Origin of the sequence: Paenibacillus sp. J23TS9, from assembly GCF_018403225.1 — a bacterium.
Classification (GTDB): domain Bacteria; phylum Bacillota; class Bacilli; order Paenibacillales; family Paenibacillaceae; genus Paenibacillus_AQ.
This window is the reverse complement of the sequence record NZ_BOSG01000001.1, coordinates 613016-634884: the sequence shown is the minus strand read 5'-3', so window position 1 is coordinate 634884 and position 21869 is coordinate 613016. Positions and strand designations below refer to the sequence as shown.

Annotated in this window: 29 protein-coding genes; all 29 read right to left on the bottom strand. The window is 47.5% G+C overall.

Features of this window, described 5'->3' with window-relative positions:
* Positions 1–5: 5 nt before the first annotated feature.
* A complete protein-coding gene (locus KJS65_RS03105; RefSeq protein WP_244864357.1) occupies positions 6–584 on the bottom strand; it encodes a phage tail protein I in 579 nt (192 codons plus the stop codon).
* Positions 550–1683 (bottom strand): baseplate assembly protein, encoded by a 1134-nt coding sequence (locus KJS65_RS03100; protein WP_244864356.1) that lies wholly within the window; start codon positions 1681–1683, stop codon positions 550–552. Before KJS65_RS03100 ends, KJS65_RS03105 begins: the two co-directional genes overlap by 35 nt.
* The gene (locus tag KJS65_RS03095) at positions 1680–1973 is read right to left on the bottom strand and encodes a GPW/gp25 family protein (protein WP_213648520.1); all 294 of its coding nucleotides are present in this window, start codon (positions 1971–1973) and stop codon (positions 1680–1682) included. The genes KJS65_RS03100 and KJS65_RS03095 overlap by 4 nt, the downstream gene beginning before the upstream one ends.
* Positions 1970–2362 carry a phage tail protein gene (locus tag KJS65_RS03090; RefSeq protein WP_213648519.1) on the bottom strand — a complete coding sequence of 131 codons (393 nt, stop codon included), beginning with the start codon at positions 2360–2362 and terminating at the stop codon, positions 1970–1972. Before KJS65_RS03090 ends, KJS65_RS03095 begins: the two co-directional genes overlap by 4 nt.
* Complete coding sequence (locus KJS65_RS03085) at positions 2359–2787, bottom strand: hypothetical protein (protein ID WP_213648518.1); 429 nt, start codon at positions 2785–2787, stop codon at positions 2359–2361. The genes KJS65_RS03090 and KJS65_RS03085 overlap by 4 nt, the downstream gene beginning before the upstream one ends.
* A gap of 2 nt (positions 2788–2789) precedes the next feature.
* Positions 2790–3956 carry a phage late control D family protein gene (locus KJS65_RS03080; protein WP_213648517.1) on the bottom strand — a complete coding sequence of 389 codons (1167 nt, stop codon included), beginning with the start codon at positions 3954–3956 and terminating at the stop codon, positions 2790–2792.
* Positions 3957–3973: 17 nt separating this feature from the next.
* Positions 3974–4186 (bottom strand): tail protein X, encoded by a 213-nt coding sequence (locus KJS65_RS03075; protein WP_213648516.1) that lies wholly within the window; start codon positions 4184–4186, stop codon positions 3974–3976.
* Complete coding sequence (locus KJS65_RS03070) at positions 4173–7178, bottom strand: hypothetical protein (RefSeq protein ID WP_213648515.1); 3006 nt, start codon at positions 7176–7178, stop codon at positions 4173–4175. The genes KJS65_RS03075 and KJS65_RS03070 overlap by 14 nt, the downstream gene beginning before the upstream one ends.
* Positions 7179–7323: 145 nt before the next feature.
* The gene (locus tag KJS65_RS03065; protein WP_213648514.1) at positions 7324–7611 is read right to left on the bottom strand and encodes a phage tail assembly protein; all 288 of its coding nucleotides are present in this window, start codon (positions 7609–7611) and stop codon (positions 7324–7326) included.
* A gap of 9 nt (positions 7612–7620) precedes the next feature.
* Positions 7621–8148 carry a phage major tail tube protein gene (locus tag KJS65_RS03060; protein ID WP_213648513.1) on the bottom strand — a complete coding sequence of 176 codons (528 nt, stop codon included), beginning with the start codon at positions 8146–8148 and terminating at the stop codon, positions 7621–7623.
* Positions 8149–8165: 17 nt separating this feature from the next.
* Positions 8166–9584, bottom strand: a complete 1419-nt coding sequence (locus tag KJS65_RS03055) for a phage tail sheath family protein (RefSeq protein ID WP_244864355.1) — start codon at positions 9582–9584, stop codon at positions 8166–8168.
* Positions 9585–9592: 8 nt separating this feature from the next.
* The gene (locus KJS65_RS03050) at positions 9593–10078 is read right to left on the bottom strand and encodes a hypothetical protein (RefSeq protein WP_213648512.1); all 486 of its coding nucleotides are present in this window, start codon (positions 10076–10078) and stop codon (positions 9593–9595) included.
* Positions 10075–10680, bottom strand: a complete 606-nt coding sequence (locus KJS65_RS03045) for a phage tail protein (RefSeq protein ID WP_213648511.1) — start codon at positions 10678–10680, stop codon at positions 10075–10077. The genes KJS65_RS03050 and KJS65_RS03045 overlap by 4 nt, the downstream gene beginning before the upstream one ends.
* On the bottom strand, positions 10677–11003 hold the full coding sequence (locus tag KJS65_RS03040; protein WP_213648510.1) for a hypothetical protein: 327 nt from the start codon (positions 11001–11003) through the stop codon (positions 10677–10679). The genes KJS65_RS03045 and KJS65_RS03040 overlap by 4 nt, the downstream gene beginning before the upstream one ends.
* Positions 11004–11017: 14 nt before the next feature.
* On the bottom strand, positions 11018–11209 hold the full coding sequence (locus tag KJS65_RS03035; RefSeq protein WP_213648509.1) for a hypothetical protein: 192 nt from the start codon (positions 11207–11209) through the stop codon (positions 11018–11020).
* A 21-nt stretch (positions 11210–11230) separates the two neighbouring features.
* Entirely contained in the window at positions 11231–12268 is a 1038-nt protein-coding gene (locus KJS65_RS03030; RefSeq protein ID WP_213648508.1) for a major capsid protein, read from the bottom strand.
* A 17-nt stretch (positions 12269–12285) separates the two neighbouring features.
* Positions 12286–12678, bottom strand: a complete 393-nt coding sequence (locus KJS65_RS03025) for a head decoration protein (RefSeq protein WP_213648507.1) — start codon at positions 12676–12678, stop codon at positions 12286–12288.
* Entirely contained in the window at positions 12678–13766 is a 1089-nt protein-coding gene (locus tag KJS65_RS03020; protein WP_213648506.1) for a head maturation protease, ClpP-related, read from the bottom strand. The genes KJS65_RS03025 and KJS65_RS03020 overlap by 1 nt, the downstream gene beginning before the upstream one ends.
* Positions 13766–15370 carry a phage portal protein gene (locus tag KJS65_RS03015; protein ID WP_213648505.1) on the bottom strand — a complete coding sequence of 535 codons (1605 nt, stop codon included), beginning with the start codon at positions 15368–15370 and terminating at the stop codon, positions 13766–13768. The genes KJS65_RS03020 and KJS65_RS03015 overlap by 1 nt, the downstream gene beginning before the upstream one ends.
* 74 nt (positions 15371–15444) lie before the next feature.
* Positions 15445–15675 (bottom strand): DUF6148 family protein, encoded by a 231-nt coding sequence (locus KJS65_RS03010; protein ID WP_213648504.1) that lies wholly within the window; start codon positions 15673–15675, stop codon positions 15445–15447.
* Between the two features lie 28 nt (positions 15676–15703).
* Positions 15704–17512 carry a phage terminase large subunit family protein gene (locus KJS65_RS03005; RefSeq protein ID WP_374706166.1) on the bottom strand — a complete coding sequence of 603 codons (1809 nt, stop codon included), beginning with the start codon at positions 17510–17512 and terminating at the stop codon, positions 15704–15706.
* Positions 17448–17579, bottom strand: a complete 132-nt coding sequence (locus KJS65_RS30045) for a hypothetical protein (protein ID WP_280531328.1) — start codon at positions 17577–17579, stop codon at positions 17448–17450. Before KJS65_RS30045 ends, KJS65_RS03005 begins: the two co-directional genes overlap by 65 nt.
* Positions 17563–18072: a hypothetical protein gene (locus KJS65_RS03000; RefSeq protein WP_213648502.1), complete on the bottom strand. Its 510-nt coding sequence runs from the start codon at positions 18070–18072 to the stop codon at positions 17563–17565. The genes KJS65_RS30045 and KJS65_RS03000 overlap by 17 nt, the downstream gene beginning before the upstream one ends.
* 320 nt (positions 18073–18392) lie before the next feature.
* Positions 18393–18842: a hypothetical protein gene (locus KJS65_RS02995; protein WP_213648501.1), complete on the bottom strand. Its 450-nt coding sequence runs from the start codon at positions 18840–18842 to the stop codon at positions 18393–18395.
* Between the two features lie 277 nt (positions 18843–19119).
* Complete coding sequence (locus KJS65_RS02990; protein ID WP_213648500.1) at positions 19120–19818, bottom strand: replication protein; 699 nt, start codon at positions 19816–19818, stop codon at positions 19120–19122.
* A 3-nt stretch (positions 19819–19821) separates the two neighbouring features.
* Entirely contained in the window at positions 19822–20235 is a 414-nt protein-coding gene (locus tag KJS65_RS02985; RefSeq protein WP_213648499.1) for a helix-turn-helix domain-containing protein, read from the bottom strand.
* A gap of 122 nt (positions 20236–20357) precedes the next feature.
* Positions 20358–20606, bottom strand: coding sequence for a hypothetical protein (locus KJS65_RS02980; protein WP_213648498.1), 249 nt, complete (start codon positions 20604–20606; stop codon positions 20358–20360).
* Positions 20607–20626: 20 nt separating this feature from the next.
* Positions 20627–20950, bottom strand: a complete 324-nt coding sequence (locus KJS65_RS02975; RefSeq protein WP_213648497.1) for a hypothetical protein — start codon at positions 20948–20950, stop codon at positions 20627–20629.
* Between the two features lie 277 nt (positions 20951–21227).
* Entirely contained in the window at positions 21228–21602 is a 375-nt protein-coding gene (locus KJS65_RS02970; protein WP_213648496.1) for a hypothetical protein, read from the bottom strand.
* Positions 21603–21869: the final 267 nt, after the last annotated feature.

Below are 21869 nucleotides of genomic sequence, written 5' to 3'. Positions count from 1 at the left end.
CCTACCTAAATTCTAATAAATTCGCCAATCTGAATTGCAAAGCCGGTATAATTGCGGATTTCTTCAACCTGAGACAAGATGACCCGTTCCAGTTTGGCAGATAGCCTGTTAACAGACTCGACAGCTCGGTAAAACTCCTGAGCACGCTCCTGAGTTACTGCTGGGTTATTGGTGATGACTTGGAACCGACCAGGAACGCCACCGTATTCAAACCACTCCTCGACTTTACCCTCACCAAAGAGAATCGAGATAAGATCCTCAACGGCAGCAGGTGTGCCTTTCCTACGATGAAACCGGAAAGCGTTCTTCACCAGTTCCCGCTTCTGCTCGATCGGCAGCGCCGGGTCGTAGAAGTCCACATGGAACTGCCAGGCCAGTTCGTCGGCTTCTTCGTCATCAAGTTCATCCATGCGCGAAAACCGTGGGAGTCTCATGATCTGGTCAGATAAACTTCGAAGTTGATCATCTAGCGCACGGGCTGATGCTGATATATTAGGATCACGTTTGAAATTATCCGGCAGCATATTAAGCATGCTGATACTCTTAAGATCAATCATCTGCCAGTCCTCCATATGTGACGACAACCTGGGTATCCTGAGCTAGTTGTATCTCAGACACCTCAACAAAAGCAGGTGCTGCCACGTTAACCCGCAGCGCTCCCGCTCCCATTACACGCCAAATAAGCTCCGATGGATTAATATCCCGTCCGAGCTTGGACCTTTGCCAAAGCCTGTATGCTTCTACAGCTGCTATGACTGCTGCTTGTATGGAGGTTGATTCTGCCGCGCGACTCCGGGCTACATAATAGGTTAAAGTGATGTCGTAGTTGATTGGGATTGGTGCTTGGACAGTCACATGGTCTGTAAGCGGACGGACTGTACGATCATTCAAAGCTTCGTTAACAGCGTCCAAGATATCTGGTGTCGGCATCTTCCCACCTGTAAGGAGTGGCACCACCACGACCTCTCGCTCTGCAGGAGATGTTACCGCAACATCAACAATCGATGAGCTGGCCGTCATCGCCCAATAACGATATGCACCTTCGGGGCCAGCTACCGAGAAGCTTTCCGGCGCTGTCCGGATCCGCTCACGGAATGCGTCATCCGTTTCTCCAGCTGCACCTCCCGCGCTCTCAGTAACATTCACCGCACTCTGAACGAACGGGATGGGGTCAATCAGCGTGTCTATCTGTCCCGGAAGGAATTCATTCCCCAATGCTCCTGGAATCGAACACAGTGCTGTCACGCTCCCCACAAGAGCTCCTGAAGGAATCTCTAAAACATCATCAGTAACAAAGAACAGCGAACCGTCTGCCCCTTGTGGAGCAGTCCGGGTACCCGCTGGAATGATAATTGCCGATGTAAGGGGCACAGAGAGAGTGAATGTGATTGTCGTCCTGGCGGCTGCTGCAGGTAGACGAGTTACATCCTGCATGATCCCAATATGATCCAATTTCGGACCGACTGCATATTTGAGCAAGTCTGCCTTTTTGTTGTGGTTAAGTAAAATTTGCTGCTGGATAATGATTTGAGCCAACCCCAAAACAAAGAGGCGTCTCGGATCAGCCGGAAACAGCTTTTTACCGATAAGCCCCTCGAAAGTGGTTATGATGCTATGTTGAATTGATGCTGCATCTACTTCTATAAAATCAATGTCTTGCAGTGAGTCAAAGCTGCTGCTCACGTCATCGCCTCCTCCGCGATGCTATATTTAACGTATGGTTTAACCTTGCCAGCATCGTCTGTATCATAAGTGACTGAATCAACAACAACACGGGGCTCGAAATCTTGGATCGCTGAGATGATTTTGTTTGTCATTTGGGACTGTACAAAGTTAACCGGAGTATCAATATCAGCCTGATCAATACCAAATGATCGAGCGAGAGGCACTGATCCCGCAATAGTCTCAGTAATACACTTAATATTTTGATCCAGCTCTTCGACAAGATTCTTTGGAGCAAAATTTACAATCATTGTACATACTCCTTTAGCTCGATGGTAACTTCAGAGACAAGAAGCCTTCCAGCGTTATCGACGGTTATAAAATCCTCATCCAGCTGCCGTATTGTCCATTTATAGACCCCCAAGGCTTTATCATCTATGGTTAGAGTGTACGGCTTTCCAGAGCGCTCCATCGTCACCAGACGGTCCATCTCAACTCGTGGGTTAAGCCCGAGAAATGCGTCAAAGCGCATTTTAAAAGTAATGGAGTCGAGTCCAGGACCGATGAATTGTGATAGCGGCTTTTTTCCGATAACCTCATGATCCGCCCACCTACCTGTACAGGATCTGCGGAAGTCATCAAAAGTCCGAATTTTTGTGTCGGATACCAGGAAGTTCACTTCTCCGAAAGCGCCAATCATAAGCTACCACTTCCCGGGGTTAATCCATTGATTGTACCGGATACCTTGAAATCACCCGTCACAATCACTTCAGGAGCAGTAATAGTAACCTTTGTCCCTTCAAAGATGACTTCCTTTGCTTTCACGGACAATATTCCGTCCTTATACATTACTTGGTTCTCGTCATCAAACAAAATCCCCCACTCACCCGCAGTCATCTCCGGTGTAGCATCCTGTATCATCCCGATGCAAAATCCCTGCGACTCCGTGAACACACATAGCACAGTATCACCTACGTCAGGCATATGGTACTCCTGTGCGCGCGATGGAGGAATGACAATAGACAACTCATCTGATACCGATGTATCCAGTCCATCAAATACAACCTGCACGGTCATATCCTCCGGATTAAGAATTGAAACCGTCCCGATCTTCACCCATTGCATGATTACCACCCCAATATCTTTCTGATATCCATCCGTGTCTGGTATCCGCCTCCGCCGATTTGATGCACAACGCTATCCACGATGTACTTCCCGTCAAAGCGTCCAAAACCGGCAACAGTAACAACCACACCCTTTGTGATCCGGATATCTCCAACGATTGTCATTGTAGCCTTATTTGCGAGCTTGTTCCGCTCACGTAGCCGATTTTTGGCAATACGTCGAGCATCGGCTTGAGAGGATGCATTCTCTTTTATACGCAAAATGGGCCCGGATGCAGGAGCACCGGGCGGTATATAGGTTACCTTATTCGATTGTTTAATCGACTTGGCTTTGCCCTTTTTAGGCTTCTTAACAGGTTTGGGTTTCGTTGAGCTTCCCCCACCCGGTTCAAATATCCCGCCATCGGTTTTTGTGGTCTTAGCTTTTAAGGCCATCGGCTCAAATATAGAGCCCCCATTATCCTTGTCCTTGCCGGGCGTTTTAACAGTGGTCTTTATGGTCTCATCGTAGGTGAGTTCACAACCGCGGTATGCGCAATTCTCCGCCGACCAGTCAAAAGAATAGCTCAGTATGTTGTCTTTACCACACTCAAAAGTGGCCACTGATTTTCCTTTTTCAAATTTAGACTCATCAAAGAGCACCAGTTTGTTGTCGGTTACCTTTACTGCAATTCCCTCTTGCGACGTCAACTCCAACAAAAATGCAAAGTCTGTTTTTTCAAACTGCTCAATGCGATCATAGGACGGATCATCTGGAACCTCGCGCACAAGCTTTAATTTTGCACGGCTCGCGATGTCCTGGGCGATTGTAGATAGCTTTACCTTTTCCCATACTTTCGTTCGTTTTTCTTGTCTTACGTCTGAAGATACAGGAAATGAGGCAGCCTTTATTGTTACTTCATCAGGCACTCCGGAGAAGGTCAGCCCATCTACATGGAATGTACCGCAATTATATTTCTTACGGTCACCTTCCTTGTACCAGTTTACGACCTCGATGCTTGCTTGTATCTTGTCTCCTTCTTCGGGAGCCCATGTTTTTTGCCATTTGCGATCACGATCAGACAGCCTGATCTGCAGGTCGTCCAGTTCTCCACTCGGAGCATCGGTAAAGGAAATGTCCAGATTGTAATCCGCAAGATCCTGCGTGATGTTCTTGCCGTTATAATTCACAAGGACATTCGCTTGTCTCAATCGACATCATCTCGCTTCCATGGTGGGAGGTCGTCCACCGTTTCCTCTGGTGGATCGGGAACGACGAGCTGAGCGCCGGCATCAAAAATTACCACGGTTATATATTGAGGATTAGCCACCATCAGGATAGGAAACAGCTTTTCATTTCCGTATACCTTATAAGCGAAGGCATCCCACATATCGCCTTGAATTGTCCTATACTGGCCCACTCATACTCACCCTCCCTTTCTGGCGTTGATATTGTTCGAACATACGGCCAAATCTTTCTTCATATTGGCGTAAAGCTTGCTCGATGAGTTTCACCGTGCCTGGATCAGCACTCCCTTGGATGAAAATGCTTGGTTTATGTTCAATGACTATTGGCGCTGCCGATTGTGAGGAATTACCTTTATCGTTCCAGACAGACTCAGCACGTTTACGCCCACCAAGTGCAGCCTTAGTCGAATTGATGATCCCACCGTTGGCAAATGGTTTAACACCCAACGACCGCCCCACATCTTCATACAGACTCAAGGCCCGGCTTCTGCGATTACTCGATAAAGGTATGATCGCTTCCGGTCCAGCTTCTCCAACAAGCCCAAGATGCGGACGAGTGATCATGCCACCATCTGCATACGGCAACGCTTGATTGACTTTTGCATTTGGTATGAACGCGCCGGTTGTACGCTGAATCACATCGATATTGATCTTCTTATCAGTCGGCAGTAGCTGCATTTGTCGATTCAATTCGGACAACTTTTGTAAAGCTGTGTCAAACTCCTGTTTCTGGGCATCTGTCATGGTCTTGTATTTCTTCGCTTGATATTCAATCGTTCCGCCCAGGTCCAACTCGATCATTTGCTTTTGTGCATTATACAATTCTTGATAGCTGGACTTTGCTGCTTCGAGATCATCTGATGTACTTACGAGCGAATCAAGCGTGTCCTTGTACTTGGCGAACAACTCATCCGATGTTCCCATCAAGTTCCCTAGATGGGAAAAGTTATAACCGACTGCTGCACCTACCTCATTAACGCGATCTCTAAGGGTCTCTATCTGCTTTGTTCGATCGTCTGAGTATGGAGCATTCAATATCTTTTGAAATTCGTTCTCGAATTCTTTAAAGCTTGCAACAGCACTGAGGTACTTTTCTTTATCAGCTTCTTGCGTGCCTTTTTTTCCTTGGAGACTATTTATCTCCTTTTCCATCTTCCCTTTATTGCTTAATCCTTCAGCGATATCTTGCTCTAATTTGAGCTTCATACCTTCGTTCTTGGCAATATTGATACGATCAATAAGACCAGCTGTTTCGCGCAAGTTCCCATTCTCAATATCTTGCTGTGAGAGCATATCTGGGTACATGTCGATCAATGTTTGTTCGACTACAGATAGTTTTCTTTTAGCCTCTGTGAGCTCATCGGCTGGTGTTTTCGCGTCAGCAATCTTGGTTTTCAAGCGGTCATACTCTTTGATCAGATCTTGGGTTTTCTTGGTTTGAGTATCAATAGCAGTGTATTCACTGAGTTTTTCCTTCAAGGCATCGCCCATATGGATCAAAGACTGCCGCGCATTTTCCTGATGCCGTTTGTACATATACCAGCTGCCAGCCAAGGCGCCAACGCCTAATACTGCCCATCCGATTGGATTAGTAAGTGCAGCTGCTGCACCAGCCATTAAGCTAGTACCTTCCGCTGCTGCACCAGCCGCCGTAGCCGCGGCGGAAGCAGGTTTAACAAATTTACCTACTGTAGATACCAGCGGAGCAATGGCACCGCTCGCTTTACCCGCCGTTTTACCCAGGATTGCAAGCGAAAGCCAACTTGTTGCCCCGCCACCTGAAAACACTTTGCCTGACTCACTCAACAAAGCCTTAAAACCTGTCCACATCCCTTTTCCAAGCATGGTTCCGGTCTTCTGGCCAAAGCTGTAAACAATCTTCTCGCCTGATTCTTTCCACCAGGAGTTCAGCGGTTTAGAGATGACGTTTTCCCATGTGAGATGAAACTTCCCCGTCAAATCTGCTTCCTTCCAACCTTTGGTATTGATTAGAGCGTTGAGTTTATTTCCGGCAGCAGTTAATTCTGTTCCCGCGGATGCAAGGACGCCGCCGATCGCGTCAGCCGCTGCCTTACCGAGTGGTTCAGCTGCAACAAGAAACTTGTTCTTGATGGTCTGGATTTTATCGTCCAGCGTTTCGGTGTCTGCGAAGTCTTTATCAATAGCACCTTTTGCGTTTCTTAAGTCCTCTGCGAGCTTACCAAGCTCAAAACGCCCTTCCCTTACGGCTGCTGCCATATCTGGGCCAGCTTTTGAACCGAACGCCTGCATGGCTAGGGCCGTTGCTTCGCCTGTGGTTTTAGCCTTCTTAATCTTATCGATGACAATATTCAGCGCCTTGTTGGTATCCTTGACGCCCACCTTTGCCATCTTCCCGAGTGCGATCCGCAGCGACCCGAGAACAAGCTCAGCGTTTACACCTTCTTTTTCCCATTTGCCCATCAAGGCCATCGATGTCTCGAAATCAAAACCCATCTGGCGCAGCGGCCCTCCGAAAGTCGTCATTTTCTCGGCAAGTTCCTCAACACCAATTCCGGTACTCTGCGATGCGATATACAGCTTGTCAAGTGTTTCCCCGCCTTTTTCAAGCGGTATAGACCAGTCTCCAAACATCCGAGTACTCTTCTCGATGGCTCCGCCTAGATCGGCTGATGCAATTGCGGTCAAAGACAAGGCTTTACCCGATAAATCTTCGAGTACCTTCCCTGTTGCACCCGTACGCGTATTGAAATCGGACAATGCCGTCGCAACATCTTTTAGATTATCAGGGACAACGGAGCCGAGATTATGATAGCTACTCATTAAGCCATCTAAATCTTTACCTGCTGCCCCAGTACCTGTTTTGATGATCCGGAAAGCGCCCTGATACTGATTAATAAGCGTCTTTCCCACGTCTATGCCTTTTTTGACGACATACAGACCAGCTAACGCACCAGCTGCTGTCTTTAATGTGGATGTCATGGCGGATGCTCCGCTTGATGTCTTGTGGAACATACTCGTGAGTCCGCTGAACTTTCGTGTAGATTGATCTACCCGGTCGTTCAGATTTTTCGCCGATTTCTCTGTTCCTTTGAACTTATCCTGAGCAGACGAAAAAGCTCGGGAGAATGAGCCTTGCAGCTCTCCCCCGAGTTCAAAGGATACTTCATATTTTTTTTTAGCCAAACTCACTCACCCCTTGCGTCTACCATCCAGCGGTAAAAGTCCTGCATGGGCATTTCCATCCAATGTGTCACCGCCGTATGGGTTGCCACAGATAGCTCGATTGCCTTCTTACGGAGCACACTCGACCTATCCTTTCGCGCCAACCCTACGGCGCTAAAAAAGCTTGTACCTCGACGGTGATCCGGCAAAAATCCTTTGCGCTTAGTTCTGCAAACAAATCATAAGGGGCCTTCGCAGCGCGAGCTGCTAGGATCGCTAAGAAGAGTTTATTCACTTCAATGAGCTCAACGATCTCGCCTGGTCTGCATCTGTCACGAAACTCCTGCTCACATATCATGATGTCCTGGCCCGTCAAACCTTCCAAGTTAAGGCTCAATTTTTCAATTTTCTTACCGTCGAATTCTATCGGCTTTGACAATTTATATTCTTCCATAGTGGCCTCCTACAGTCCGAGAATTGAGCGAAGCTCTGCACGATAATCCACACCGTCAACAACATAAATGTTATTGAGCTTGTCGATCTCGATCATAACCTTGCCGTCTTCTTCAATTTTCAGATAAATGCATTCCATTTCGGTGCTTCCGTCCATGGTTGTCGCCGCTTCCGCTTTGCCGAGGTCCAGCTTCTTCGGCATTGCCTTAACGGTAATTTTCTTGCCGATGGTTTTGTATTCCGAGTTCGATTTATCAAAGACTTGGATCGCAGCACGGAAGTCAATCAAATGCGCTTTTGGCTTCATTAGCTGGATCGCTTCTTGTGTTGGCGATGTTCGCCAGTTCAACGTGATCGGCATCGGACCAAAGTGTCCCGGCGTAATGGAGTCAATCTCCCCGGCAATCCCCGCCCCCTTCAGCGTATCCGACATCATTTCCAGAGACGGCAGCTGCACACCCGATACGCCAAGATATGTGTTCGCATTCAAAAACACCGTATAATCAATCAGTTTTTCATCGATTTGATTACGTCCCATTTAACATTCCCCTTTCGTTACCCCGCAGTAATAGTGGATAGGTATGATGTATCTACTTCGATCGTAAACTCCATTGCCTCAGCAACAGGTGAAAGCCCTACGGCCACGGCAAATTTGATTTTTCCGTCAAGAAGTTGACTGTCTGGGTTGTCCGCTGGGTTGAACGTACAGCGGCCGCCCAGAAGCACCCCCATGGATACAAGCCCATTAAGCCTAAGGTTGTGCTTATCTGTAACCGACTCAACAAACCGCTTGGTGATGTTGTTGTCTACATCTTCCCAGGTGTCGGTGACGATGCGATTATTGAGCCAGAACATCATGCGTTTGGCTGAGATAAACACATCCTTCATCTCGGTTGCTCCGTCTGGATAGGCGGCAGTTCGGTTGCCCCAAGCACGAGGTGCACCGATAAACGACAACAGCGTCGAAATGCCAGCACCGTTGAGCTCATTGGCTTCATCCATGCCGATAAACACCGGGGTGCCATCTGCCAAGACGCAGCCATCTGCAATCATTGTCCGGTTTGACGGCGAAATTGATGGGATACCGTTATTCGCTGCATCCATCTGTACGATAAGTCCCGCCTTGAGCGTACTCATGTGGTACTGTTTATTTTTATAAATAACTTTCGGCCAGCAGATATCCTGACCAGACGCCCCTGTTTTCTTCGCGTCAATGGCCGCTTTCTTCGTCCTGATCGTGGTCGTGTCGAGGTCAGTCAACGCGAACACCTTAAACATCGAATTGATCTTTTGCGATTTTGCTGTCAGCGCCGCAGCCACCGCATTATCCGCGCTGTACTTTGGAGCCAATACCAGCCCGGGAACCACGCCGAACATCGGGATGACAGTATCCAAAAGCTCAAATCCTGTTCTTTTCCCCGTAGCAACATCTGCCTTGCCGATCAGGTCAGCGCTTTTGACTTTTGACGGATCAGCTGCATCGTAGGTCAGGGTCAAACCTGCAGCAGGCAAAACAACCGAGCTGCCTGTCGGTATGGAAATGACCAGATAACCATCACCGTCCAATTCGACGGTGTAATCCGTTCCTTTGACAAGCTCAGCCGATGCCTTCTTGATCTTAACGCTGTCCATGACTGGATATTGAACATCCGTGACGGTGAGTTCCTGAGAAATGTCCAAGTTCCCCGTATTGCTCTTTTTGGCCGTCCCCGGGTCCAAGACGTTAATGAGGATCGCCTGAGATAGACCGTAAAGATTAAAATGAGCATCAATAAATTCGGATAGCGTAAAGCTGACAAAATCCTCTGAGAACCCGAAAACTTCAACAGCTTGTGAGTATGACTTGACCATCACCGGGGTATTAGCAGGACCTTTCGGAGCCGTGCCAAACACCACCGGGATTGTAGAGTCCTGATTACTTGATACAGGAGCCTGCGCCTTTTCGTTAACATATACACCATGTTTAAACACCATAGCTTTTATCATCTCGCTTTCAGCGTATATTCACTTTGTTCAAAGACCGGTTGCATGTCCCATTCCGTTGTCACAACCGCATTCCAGATAGGGCCGAAACCTGCTGTTTGCTCATCAATAATAAGACCCCATTTGTACGTGGGTTCCATGCGGTATTTTTTCTCTATGGGGCCGCTTATCTGCAGCAGTTGACGCACCCGTTCCGACAAGTTCATGAGCTCAATTAAACCATCTTCGCCCTCACCATAAGCCCCCAGGATGATTTGTACCTTCACCGTGGAATCGGCGTCCTGGCCTGTTTCATCCGTGTACTCGGTTGGACGAATAATGATATAAGGGTACGACTGACTAGAATCGCCTGCCTCCTTGGCTTTCGGCCAACCTATGGCGACACCGGGCGCCTTTTCCTGCCCATCTCTGGTGGATAGGATCAGATCAGCAAACTCGGCGATAAAAAACTTCTTTAAAGCTATTAGCAGACCAATAAGAGTCATTTTCTCAATCGCTCCCATTCACGATTTGCTTCGTGTTCGATACGCTGCATGAAGGTTTCAGAGGCCACACGTTCAACTTCTTTACGCGCTTCCTCATTGTTAAACATGGACGGAACGCTCGGACCGTACAGCTCTGCTATAGGCAACTGTGACCAGATGGCGCGGTCATTCTTGGATATCTTTTGATGCCGAGCATTTGGCCCCCTCATAAACACACCTGTATGTCCGCCAGCCTGTGCCACAAATGCCCCGATAACAGATTTCAGGCCGCCCTTTTTGACCATGGCTTTCTGTACTTTTGGCCGACGTTTAAGGACACGACTTGGATTTGTTTTAAATTTGATAAGCTTTCGAGCTTCCCCACTGACAACGATCGTAACTAATCCGTTTCCTGTGCGGATGACCTTCACAGCCTTGCTGACCTCTCCGGCAGGAACAGTATAGAGTTCACGCACCTTGCGAGATACTTCCGTTTTGGTCTTCTGCCCGGTCCGCTGGAGGGCATTGTTGAGCGCCCGTACCTTCACCTTATCACCAAAATCAGCAAGCACTTCCTCGGCCTTTTTGATGGCTTCGGCGTTGAGCTGGATATGAATGCTCATAGCGATTCATCCCTCTCCAGAGCGATTTCCATCATGCCCATTTCCTCAGCCACATTCGTTACACGATACCGTTTTCCATCAAGGTTAAACTCGTTACCTTCCTTTGGCATACGCTCGATTCTCTCGAGCTCTGTTCGGCTGACGTGAAGCAACAAATACGAACTGTATGCATCCAATGCCATTGCCTGAGATGCTTGCTTGAGTGAATCGTTGTTGATGACACAAAGAAGATCCATTCCGTATATAGAATGGATCTCTGCGAATTCATTTGGATTCATGAACGTCTGCTGCACGTCTCTTGCCATTTGCTCTTTAAGGTTCATAGCGAATCAGCTCCTTATTCAGCTGCTTCTTTTGCCTTCTTAGCGGCCGCCTCTTTAATCGCCTTCGCTTCAGCTTCAGGATCTTTGATTGCCTTTATTGCAAGAAGACGATCAACATCTTCTTTTTTCATGTCTTTTGGGATAGGCTCCCCAATTGCAATTTTCGTACCGTTATGACGGATGTTCCATTCAGCAATATAGCCCATGATTATATATCCTCCTTTGGATTAAAGAACTTTAGCAACGTACCAACCATCAACATTAACAGGAATGCAGATCGGACGGGACAACAATTGCAGCACACGTTTAGGCGGCTCTTTTTCTCCCCACACTTGCGGGTAGATTTTAGCTTCAGCAAACATAAAATCACCGTTTTCATCAGCGACTAAGTTCGCTCCGTACAAGAATTCAAACGGCTGACCATCAGGCAACATAGCCAGAGTTCCTGCTGGGATGTAACTCACGTCGTTGCCTTCATCATCGGTGTAGGAGTTGGTATATGACCAAATCTCCAAATTGGCTTGGCGCAGGTAACCATGGTAGATTACTCCTTCAGGCAAAATGCGCTGATTCAGATCTCCCACGTCCAGGTTTTCTTTACCGTTTTTGATCAGTTCCACCACAGTTGGGTGACTAACGATTCGTCTACCTACCTGAGCTGTTGTCAGCACGCGGCGAACTGTGCGACCGCTCTTGTCCATGACTTCCTGAACCTTTTCGGTGAGATAACCAACAACATCAAAGGAATTATCCGAGAAGTCAGTACCAGAAAGAACTTCAATATTCGTAAAGCCCCAGTCGAGTATCTGACTCACGCCCTCACCGATCTGCTCAGTTTTGCCCGTGAACATGATTTCGGAGAGTTGCTGCACTTTACGACGATCAATAGTATCTGTTAATTCTGACAGGTCCTTTACGATCAGCTCCTGATAACGTTGTTCAGGAGATTTAGGATTAAGCAGCGTCTCACCAGCCTGTTTCACCTTCAGATCGTGGCGAGTGATTACGCGCATCGGTTTCAAAAGAGCAGGCTTGTACGTTTTGGAAGAAAACCCGGTCCGCAAAACAACCTTGCCTGGTAGCAACTCGTTTACGTAAGGCGCCAGCGGCCGGTGACCCTTTTTGGTTTGAATTTCGATTTCGTCTGTCGTGAAGGTATCGCCTTCACTTGCGAAGGTATTGGTCAGGTAATAGGAATCCTGTGGGAATGCTTCAACAACTTGTACAAGCGTTGGAATTTCTAAAATATCGTGGTAAGATGCCATGTTTTTTTATCCTCCCTTTATTTAACTACTCGTTTTGTGATCAAGCCGACATTGCGCATTTCAACTTCATGCTGAGCCACTTTATCAGTACCGCCAAACTTGAGTGCATCACGATTAAATTCACCGTCGAGGTAAGCAGCTGCACGAGCGTCTCCTGTTGCAGCATCAACAATCGTGTCAGCTAAGATGCAATATGGATGTTGGGACCCGTCCGACTTAGTTGAATCAACCGGGACCACAACCGGAGTGCCGGCATAAAGATCGGATTCAGGTAACTGGTTTACACGGCCCATAACTGTACCGCGCGTCACCAAACCGGATCCAGATTTGATGATGATCGCCGTCATTCTTTCGGGCTGCACGCCCCCTGCAAACAGTTCGTCAAACGATGGGCTTGTATACTCTTGCATTATTTGCGACCTCCCTTTTTAATGTTCTGTGCCATGGCAACCATATTGGCTACCGCATTTGTTTTCGTCTCTTCTTTGACTGTCTCAGGTGTTTTGGCTTCGATTGCCTCTACGTCATCAACGCTACTTTCCTCCGCATCCAGTTTGCGGTTTGTAGCCTCTTGACCTGCTCGCTTCATCGATGCTTCCATAACCTTCAACGCAACGTCCTGTACAGTTCCTCCATTGGTGATAGCCTCGTTAATAAACGCAGCTGCACCTGGAGCTGTCGCATACGCTTGCAAAGCAGCAATCCGATCACGCTCGGCTTTTTGAGCCTCATTCGTGATCTGCGCATATAGATCGGGGTGCTTTTCTTTCATTTCGTTCATATCCATTGTCTTAGGTACCTCCTTATTTTTAGTGATCGCTTGCGGCTCAGCTACTGGCGAAACAACGGCAGCGGCTTTAGTGGGTTGCTTATGTTCACCATACTGATTGCGCATTTTCTTGATGACTTCCGGCGGGAGTGTATGTCCCATAGCAACGTTATTAGTTACCCCGGACTTTTCGACGAACATGATTTCGTCCGCGAATCCCAATTCAACAGCTTGCTGTGCGTTCAGCCATGTTTCTTTATTCATCATGGCGAGAAGTTCGTCGTGGGCCATACCAGTTTTAAGCGCATAGGCGTTAACAATTGCTTCGTCAGTGTTTTTCAACATTTCTGACGCGCCACCCATGGCATTCTTGTCTCCCCATGCGATAGTAGATGCGTTGTGAATCATGATCTGAGCTGTTGGAGACATCAGAACCCTCGTTCCTCCCATTGCAATCACCGATGTGGCAGATCCAGCAAGGGCAGTGATTTTACTCGTCACATCTACGGAGTGATCCTCGGCGTAAGACTTTAACATGGTGTAAATTTCCGACCCTGAATCGACCAAACCACCGCCGGAATTGATAAGCAGCTCAATCTCTTCTCCATTGGCATCGTCCAAGAAGTTTGAAACCGCACCGGGACTGATTGTAGGAATGTCGAACCAATCATAAATCCACTTTTCATCGTCTGAGATAACAGGGCCATTAAGCTTGAGTTTCTTAGGCATTAGTTTTGTTCACCCCCTTCCCCGTTATCATTGTTTTCATCACCTGCATTTGAAGGTTCGGAAGGTGTTACTGGCTCCGCCCCTTCAGTCAGACCCAACTCAGCAAGACGCCCCTTCTCATACGCACGCTGCTGTACATTCTGTTCCCACGACCCGCCATTAAGTTCTGCGGTTTCACGCTCAGCCGTTGACATGTTGTATTCAATCCGAGCAATGGCTGCAGCTACTTCCTTAGTCGGATCAAGCAAGCCCTGTGAAGGACCATGCCATTCGGCCCGAGTGTAGGCAGCAAAAATAGCCGGATCATCAAAGATGCCGGGTGCGTCGATTCTTCCTTTGGATACTGCTTCTACAAACCATTCCTCATATATGGGTTGGCAGAACGTTTTTGATAGCCAGGCACGACGCATTCGGTACATTTTCCACGCTTCCAACAGGGCGCCGCGGGATGCAGAATACGAACTCGTGAACTGCTTGGTTAGGATCTCGTAAGGAAGCTCGAGAGCCGCTGCAATCTGTTTCAGCAAGGCGCGTACGAACGCCTCATAGTTGGGATTTGGTCTGGTCGGATCGGCAAATTTCACATCCTCGCCCGGATCGGTCCGCATGATAGCCCCTTGCCCGAGTTTAATTTCATCTCCCGAAGCTCCAGGAGTATTTTCCACGCCGTCCAATTCTTCCTCTTCCATGCTGACTCCGTCAAACGGGTCCCCGCCTTCGTTTTCTGCAGGTGACGTGATAAACACCGTGTACATCGACGTGATAACTGCAGCGGCAAGTTCAGCGTTCGTGTACTGACTGAGCTGCTTCAGCGATTCGATGATTGGAGCGATGATTGGAATTCCCCGGCGCTGTCCCGGCCGTTCAGCTTCAAACAAATGAAGCACGTTAACTCGTCCTGTGCGCTTGCCGTATTTTTCAACGCGGACCCATTCGTTGGCCCCACTCAGACTGTACCCACCCGCTCCGGGGTGGCGGTTACTGAAGTGATAAGCAGCGACCATCCCATCAGCATCAACCTCAACCCCGGATTGGATTCGTTCCCTATCAAGGTTATCCTTGTCCGGAGGGGTTGCGCATCTGTCAGCTTCGATGAGGTTAATTTTCAAGTCATAGACCGACCAGGGGCGTTTTTTGCTTGGCAGCAGCGCGAACACATCTCCGCTCATGAGCGTTGAAATGAAGGCCAGGCCCTGCAATTCGTAAAAATCGTTCAGACCGGCAGCATCGCACTTTGTCGTCTCAGCCCATAAGGCCCATTCACGTTGGATTGAGCTGCGTAGCTTCTCCGCTTGCTCCTTGGTTAATCCCAGGTACGATGCATCAAAGGCGGGGTTTAGGCGCAGCCCTGTTCCCACGATGTTGGTTCGCAGACCCTTGTGTGCTGCGGCGACGATGTCCGAACCCATATGCAGGTCCCGGGCTCTCTCACGGAGTTTAGGTACGTTCTGATGGATATCCGTGTCTGCGTCCCCGACCGGGGTTTGCCAAAATAACATGGACGACTTGGTTGTGCTAGCTCCATGCTTGCCATAGCCCCGTCCGTTACTTCCAGACCCTCCGATGATGCTGTTTGCGACCTTCCTTACCGCCTGTTGCCTCACGACCTCCGTCCTGGCTCGCTCACGTTTAGCGGCAATTCCAGGAGCGAAGATATTCAAAGTCTTATCAATGATGTTCATCGGTCAACAGGGTAAAATCCCGATGTTCGGGAACGACGTTTACCACCGCTATCATAAGTGTCAACGATGCGTCCATATTTCCTTTTCATCATCTGGACCGTAGCCATGTCAACACGAGTTAAAGATCTGCCTGCAATGCTGTATGACATTCCTGTTGCTATGGCATCCTCGGCATCGTTCCACATCTTGTACTTCTCTTTGGCTTCTTCGTATGATATTCTCGGCATTTTCCCTTTCTCACCTCCTTCGATTGGTCTAGATACTGCTGGCCACATTCTTTTTCTTTGGTTTCTTGGGACGTTTAGCCCCGGCAACCGCGATGTAACCAGGTTCAGGTAAAGGCATATCAAAATTCGGGTTTATCATCTCAATTGCCGCACGATTGTAGACCGCTAGGTCAAGGGCTTCGTTTCTAGCGCGAGTCTGTACCCACGCGGTATATGGCTTGCCCTCCTTATACCGTGTGACGAGTTGTTCTGCAGTGAGTTGTTGGAAATATTCCTCGTCGTAAACAAACGGGTCTGGGTGGTCTGGGTGCGGCAACGGGAAACGACATGATCCCGGTTTGCCTGGTTCCATGCTGAGCGAAGAAAATATAATAGACTTGCCCTCGGAAACACCGACCCGGACGACGGTCGCTTTCGGGACATTGTTCGTGCTTATTCCGTTCAGAAGTGGAGTCTCCTGTCCGTCTCCCTTCTCTTCCCCTTTGAGGGCATAGATGTTCCGACCCTGTCGGGGTTTGCAAAACTTGTACACCTTGAGTGTAAAGTGACCACCGGAATCTATCAGGGTCCTAACCGGGCGGAACGAACGGCCATCAGCGTCTTTCCAAGTCCGAGACAGGAATTCATCCAGCTCCTGCCAAGGTTGCTGCTGATTAAGATCTCCAACTATCACATGACGCTGGATTCTCCAACTGGAGAACCCTTTCCCCCAGCCGACCACGTCTATTTCGAAGCGTGTATCCTGGGTATCGACCGCTGCGGTGATGAACCTGACACCCTCCGGCACCCTAGCCTGATACATCTCCCGCCGATTCATCAGGATTTCGTGTTCGAGCTTCTGGCCCTCTTCCTCCCAGGTCTCAGCAAGGACTGTATTAATAAATACTTTAATAGCCTGTTTGCCCTCTTTGTTGGCCTGCACCCACTCTTTGACAGCCATTTTCCAGGTGTAATTGATAGTCGCAGCGAGTGCCGAGAGATGAAACCCTCGCGTGGTGGCGTGCTTTCTGCCCGCGATCCACTTCGTTCGGTTTTCGTAATCCCTTTTCCACTCATGTTCTTCGTGCATCGCGCCGCACACTTTGCAGACATGATGTACTTCGGTACACTGGCTTGTTTCCTCATCGTATTCATACTTGATCTGAGCCCATTGCAGCGTTTGAAGCTCATCACAGCTTGGACACATGAAATGAAGTCGCTCTTGCGTACTGTCCTCGTAGAGCTTTTCTATTTTCGAGTGACCTTTGATCGTTGGTGTCGAGACGAAAATCATCTTCCGGTTATGAAATGTGGTTGTACGCTTAATCGCCAGGTTAAGCGGATCACCCTCGGTTCCGGCCGATTTCGCAAAGCGGTCAATTTCGTCAGCGAGCAGGATACGAATTGGCTTGGAAGCCAAAGACGCTGGAGCATTCGACCCCGCTATATTTATCCGGCCCCCTGGGAAGCTTTTGTAATATATCGTATTACGGCTATCGCGACTCTTCCCCTTACCGAATAGCTTGGATAATTGCGGAGAATCCCGATACATTGGCATCAATCGGTCGTTAGAGAAGTCCTTCCCGACACCTAAATCCGGTTGAACCATCATGATAGGAGAGGGATCATGCCCGGTATAATATCCAATCACGTTAAGCTGGATAGCTGTTTTTCCGAGCTGGGAGCCAGCCATTATTGCGATTGTGTCTATTTCCGGCTGAGTTAAAGCGTTCATAACCTCTTTTTGAAATGGAGAACGACTCGTCCGCCACGGACCAGGCTCGGCAGAATCCTCAGGAGACAAGACCCGGTGTTGGTCGGCCCATTCCCACACCTTGAGCGATGGAGGCGGGGCCACAAGCCGTAAAGTATCCTTCAGCAGCAGTCGTGTTCTTCTCTTTGCGTTGTTCACGTGGCCTCACCACTAAAAGGTTTGTCCCCCTCCTCAAGGGGGTCGTACTTGGACAACTCCACGAGCGCATCGGTTAGCCTAGATTCAAGCAGGGTTCTGATTTCTTTCGCATCGGTCATGAAAGTCAATTCACTGGCGAGTTTCGGAGGAAGAACCATAAGCCTGCCCCGGAAATTAACCAACAAATCTCCCCACGCCTCTTGTACATCTTTTGTGGTGTGGAGATTCTTCCGCTTTTCCTCTAGTTCGAGCTGAGCGATCTCCTTTTTAATCTGCTCGTGCTGTGCCTTCTCATCGTTATAACTGACCTTTCCCTCCTCAGCTACACCCGCAACATGCCTGATGTAAGCCTGAACAGATTCGGCGAGATTATATTTTCCTCGCGATACCTGAGTAAGCACACCGTCACGTGTCAATTGGCTGATCCATTGCTTCGTTTTGCCCACGATTGCAGCTAATTCGCTTGTTCCCACAATACCTTCCGGCTTCTTATCTCCTTTCCTCAATTTCGTTCCCCCACTTTCCATTCTTGATCTATATTTTAGCGGTGCTCTCAGACCGATTTAAAAGCCGTTTTTAGCGACGCATTAATTAGAAGCGATATTTGTACTATTTCAGCAAAAAGAGCCCTTAGCAGGGCTCTCGTTAGGCGACAGACACATATAAAGGGAAAGTGTTTTTGAAATTTGGAATCTAGCGGGATTTCGGGGTCGTCCGCACCCGCAGTCAATCCGAATGTCCAGAAGAACCTACGCCCCAGAATTTACCGCCTCTCAGCCGTTCGAAGCACTTTCGTGTCTCTTTGTTCATCTTTACATCAGAACGCCTACAGAAGCCATTTCCGTCTGTCTGACGACGTCCTATTAAATATCCCTGAAACAAGAGCTTGAAGACTCTTCTTCCTCTCTTCAGCATCCGCTGTATTATCAATCTTCAAAGACTCACTAATAGATACTGCCGTATCGGTAAACGCAAGGCGCGGCCCACGTGATCTATATGCCTCTGCGCTAATAGACGGCATTGCAGCAATCACCATGTCCATGACTCTATCGTCATCACCGAACTTCTCAACCAGTTCGTCATATAGATCCTTGGCATTGCTTGCAATCCTCTCAGCGATGGTCGTCACATCAGGTGGATCAATTGCTCTTCTTATCTCTTCAGAATAGATTCCAGCACCACTCAATGGAATAATCCTTTCAGGCGTATCATCGCCGATCGTTCTCAGATGTTCACCAGAAACAATACCACCTGCAGCATACTTGCTTTGATTCATATCATTTCACCCTTTCCTAATCATTCCGCCCATGTCGGCGTTCTTTGCGATTACGTGGCGGTGTCGATATTCCCTGCGTCTTCCTAGCCAGCCATGAATTATCAACTGGCTGGATGTCCTCCGCTGAATGCTTCGACTACTCTGCGCTTTCCGCATTTGGTGCATTCCTGATACCTGTACTTACTGGATCGTTTCGCTGTGATCCATTTGTGGAATATGTGCATGCCCTTCACGTCCTTTCCCCAAAATAAAAAGCCACTCGAATGAGTGACTTTGTTTATCCCACATCAAACCGCCTTGGTGCAGCATGCAGGAACGCTATGATATTCCCATTGTTGCTCTTCGGCAGCTCTTTGAAATGCTCCATGACCTCAGCTTCCCATTCCTCTACAGTAACTCCAAAGGAATGCAGCAGATCGATCTGCTCAACAATGTTTTGATATTGCTCTTCTGTAATTCTCATATGCTGTTTATTCTTTAATCTTTTGAATTGTTCAAAGTAAGTTTTTATAAATGGATCGTCGATTTGATTAAAATCGATGTATATTCTTTCTTTAACTTCTTTTTTTACTTCTTTTTTTATATGGGTGTCTAATGAGTCACTACCTCTAGTGTCTAACGAGTCACCCCCAGTAGTGTCTAATGAGTCACTACCTTCAACCTGTTTAATTAATGTATGCATTAACTCTGCACAATTAATGCAAAGCATCCGTTTTGCACCATCATAACGTTCAATTAGTATCTTCTGCTCAATGAGCTTACCGAGTTCCCTTGTGACCTGACGTTTATTGCAGCCGGTCTGTTCAGAGAGGAAAGTCAGTGAGAATTGATTCCAAATCTTATGGAAACCGAACGTGTGCCGGATCACAACATGTACAATTCGGAACTGGGTCATATTTAAACCGGCGGTCATTAGGTAGTCCATCAGCCAGTGCGGTACCTGAACATATTTTTCATTATTACTTGACTTGGCCATAACCTACACCCGCTGTTCCATAAGCTCACGGGCTTTATAATGATCCGTACACTCCCGAAGTTTAAGCAACAATTCTTGATCAAGTATTTCACCAGGCTTAGTGATATAAATGAAATGTCCCTCAAAGAATAACCCTTCCCGCGGCCTTAAAGTTTCTCCTTCAAGGTTACTTAATTCAAATACTTGAACTCGATCCTCATCACCATATACGTTGCGCATAGCTTTGACTGAAAGATACCACTCAGTTGAACCGTGCTGAGTAAATCTCCTCACTTCACCGTTAGAAAGATGTTCGTTAAATCTTCCTCTGTTGAGCGCAGCTATTAAAGTGTTACGTTTCATGCCCCAACGATAAGCCGCCTCAGATGGCGTTAATTCGTCACTATCTTCCAAGTACTGCTTGTAATCTTCGCGCAATATGCTCACCCCTGTAATCATCATTTGATGATATTTTACATCACCATATGATGATTGTAAAGAAGGTGTTTATGGCTTCTTTGAAAATAAAAAGCCGCTCATTTGAGCGACTCAATCAATTTTCAACCTTCTACTTTGTCGAAGCCTTTTTTAGCAATCCTAACTTTGTATTGTGTATTATTACTACTCACTAAAGTCAGATACTCATTCTCAATTAACCAAAGATAATCGAGAAAAGCAGGACCTTGTACTCGATTCAAATCTATTGTCAATTCTGCTCTTCCGTTTTCATGGTGTCCGTATACTATATCTAATAAATCAAATCTTTTTTTCGATCGTTCATTGTACTCGTCAGGGCTGAATTTCCCCAAAAAAAATCCCACCTATCTGCTTATTGAATTTGATATTTTTCTGCAACTTCTTCCATCTCAAAAAGAATGGATTCAAATACCCCATCTTCATCCAAATTTAGTTTTTTGAATTTTGTAAGCAATTCGCCTACTTGACGAGCAGCGTCCAGGTTCGTGTCCTTTAACCTTACCGCAGTTCTTGGCAAGAGCATGATTAGAATGTCGGCGCTTGTTGATGTATGCAGTTTATTTGGAAGATATTCCAGCAGAGATTCAACATCTTCTCCAATGTAATTTAAATACAACTTATTCACCTTAATAAACCGTTCTTTATCTTCGATCGATAAATTTGTTATAATGTCCACCCCCTCTCAATGCCATACTTCGACATTCAGGAAGGAATTTCCTTTTGATGCACCGAAATACCCAGGAGGGAAGGAGGTATTTACATGGCTACGTACATCGTTAACATCGGACCCAACAAAGAGGTCCATCGCACTGCTCATGTCGTTTCTGCTTGTAATATTCATCTCATCAGCTCGAAGCACCGAGTTGAAACGAATGATGATTGGACCGTCCTTTATCCAAACATCTATGATGGATGCAAACATTGTTACACTTCGAAGCATCGAAAGTAGTCTTTTAGAGAGGAGTTCGCTGCTCCTCTCTTTCCTTCCATTGCGCGCAAGCTGCTTCTGTAAGGCATCCTGTCTTCAGATACATTTTAGATACCCCACATTGTTCTCCATCTGCATAAGTATAAGGGAATGGACGATATCCTAACTTCTGCGCCTGTTCTACGCTTTCTTCGTCTATAAGTGCATGTGGTGGTTCAACAAATCCTTTCCACCGCCCGAAGCCGTTCTCCCACTCCGTGATCTTACCTGCGGATCCATGACCGCAGCAACACCCAAGAGTCACGACACCAGCCATATTGAGTTGTTTAATTTCGTCTGATATGCACGCATCAACTGGTACCCGTTTTCGAACCTGGTTTGGATTGATAACATCCACCATTACATAAGTTCCGTAGAGACACATTTATCAACACCGCCTCAATGCAGTTCTAATTTTATATTTAGCCATTATATTCAAACAGCGTTTGTAGCATACCCAGATGACATGAAGCACGACACTCTATCCTTGTCCCTTCAATGAGAGTAAAAAACCACTCAAGTGAGTGGTCTTCACGATCAATTATGTGCTCCGCTTCACCAAGGCAGCGGAAAGCCCCTGCGATCTGTTCTTTAACCGCTGCAGTCACGGCTGAGATAAAAGGGGCTG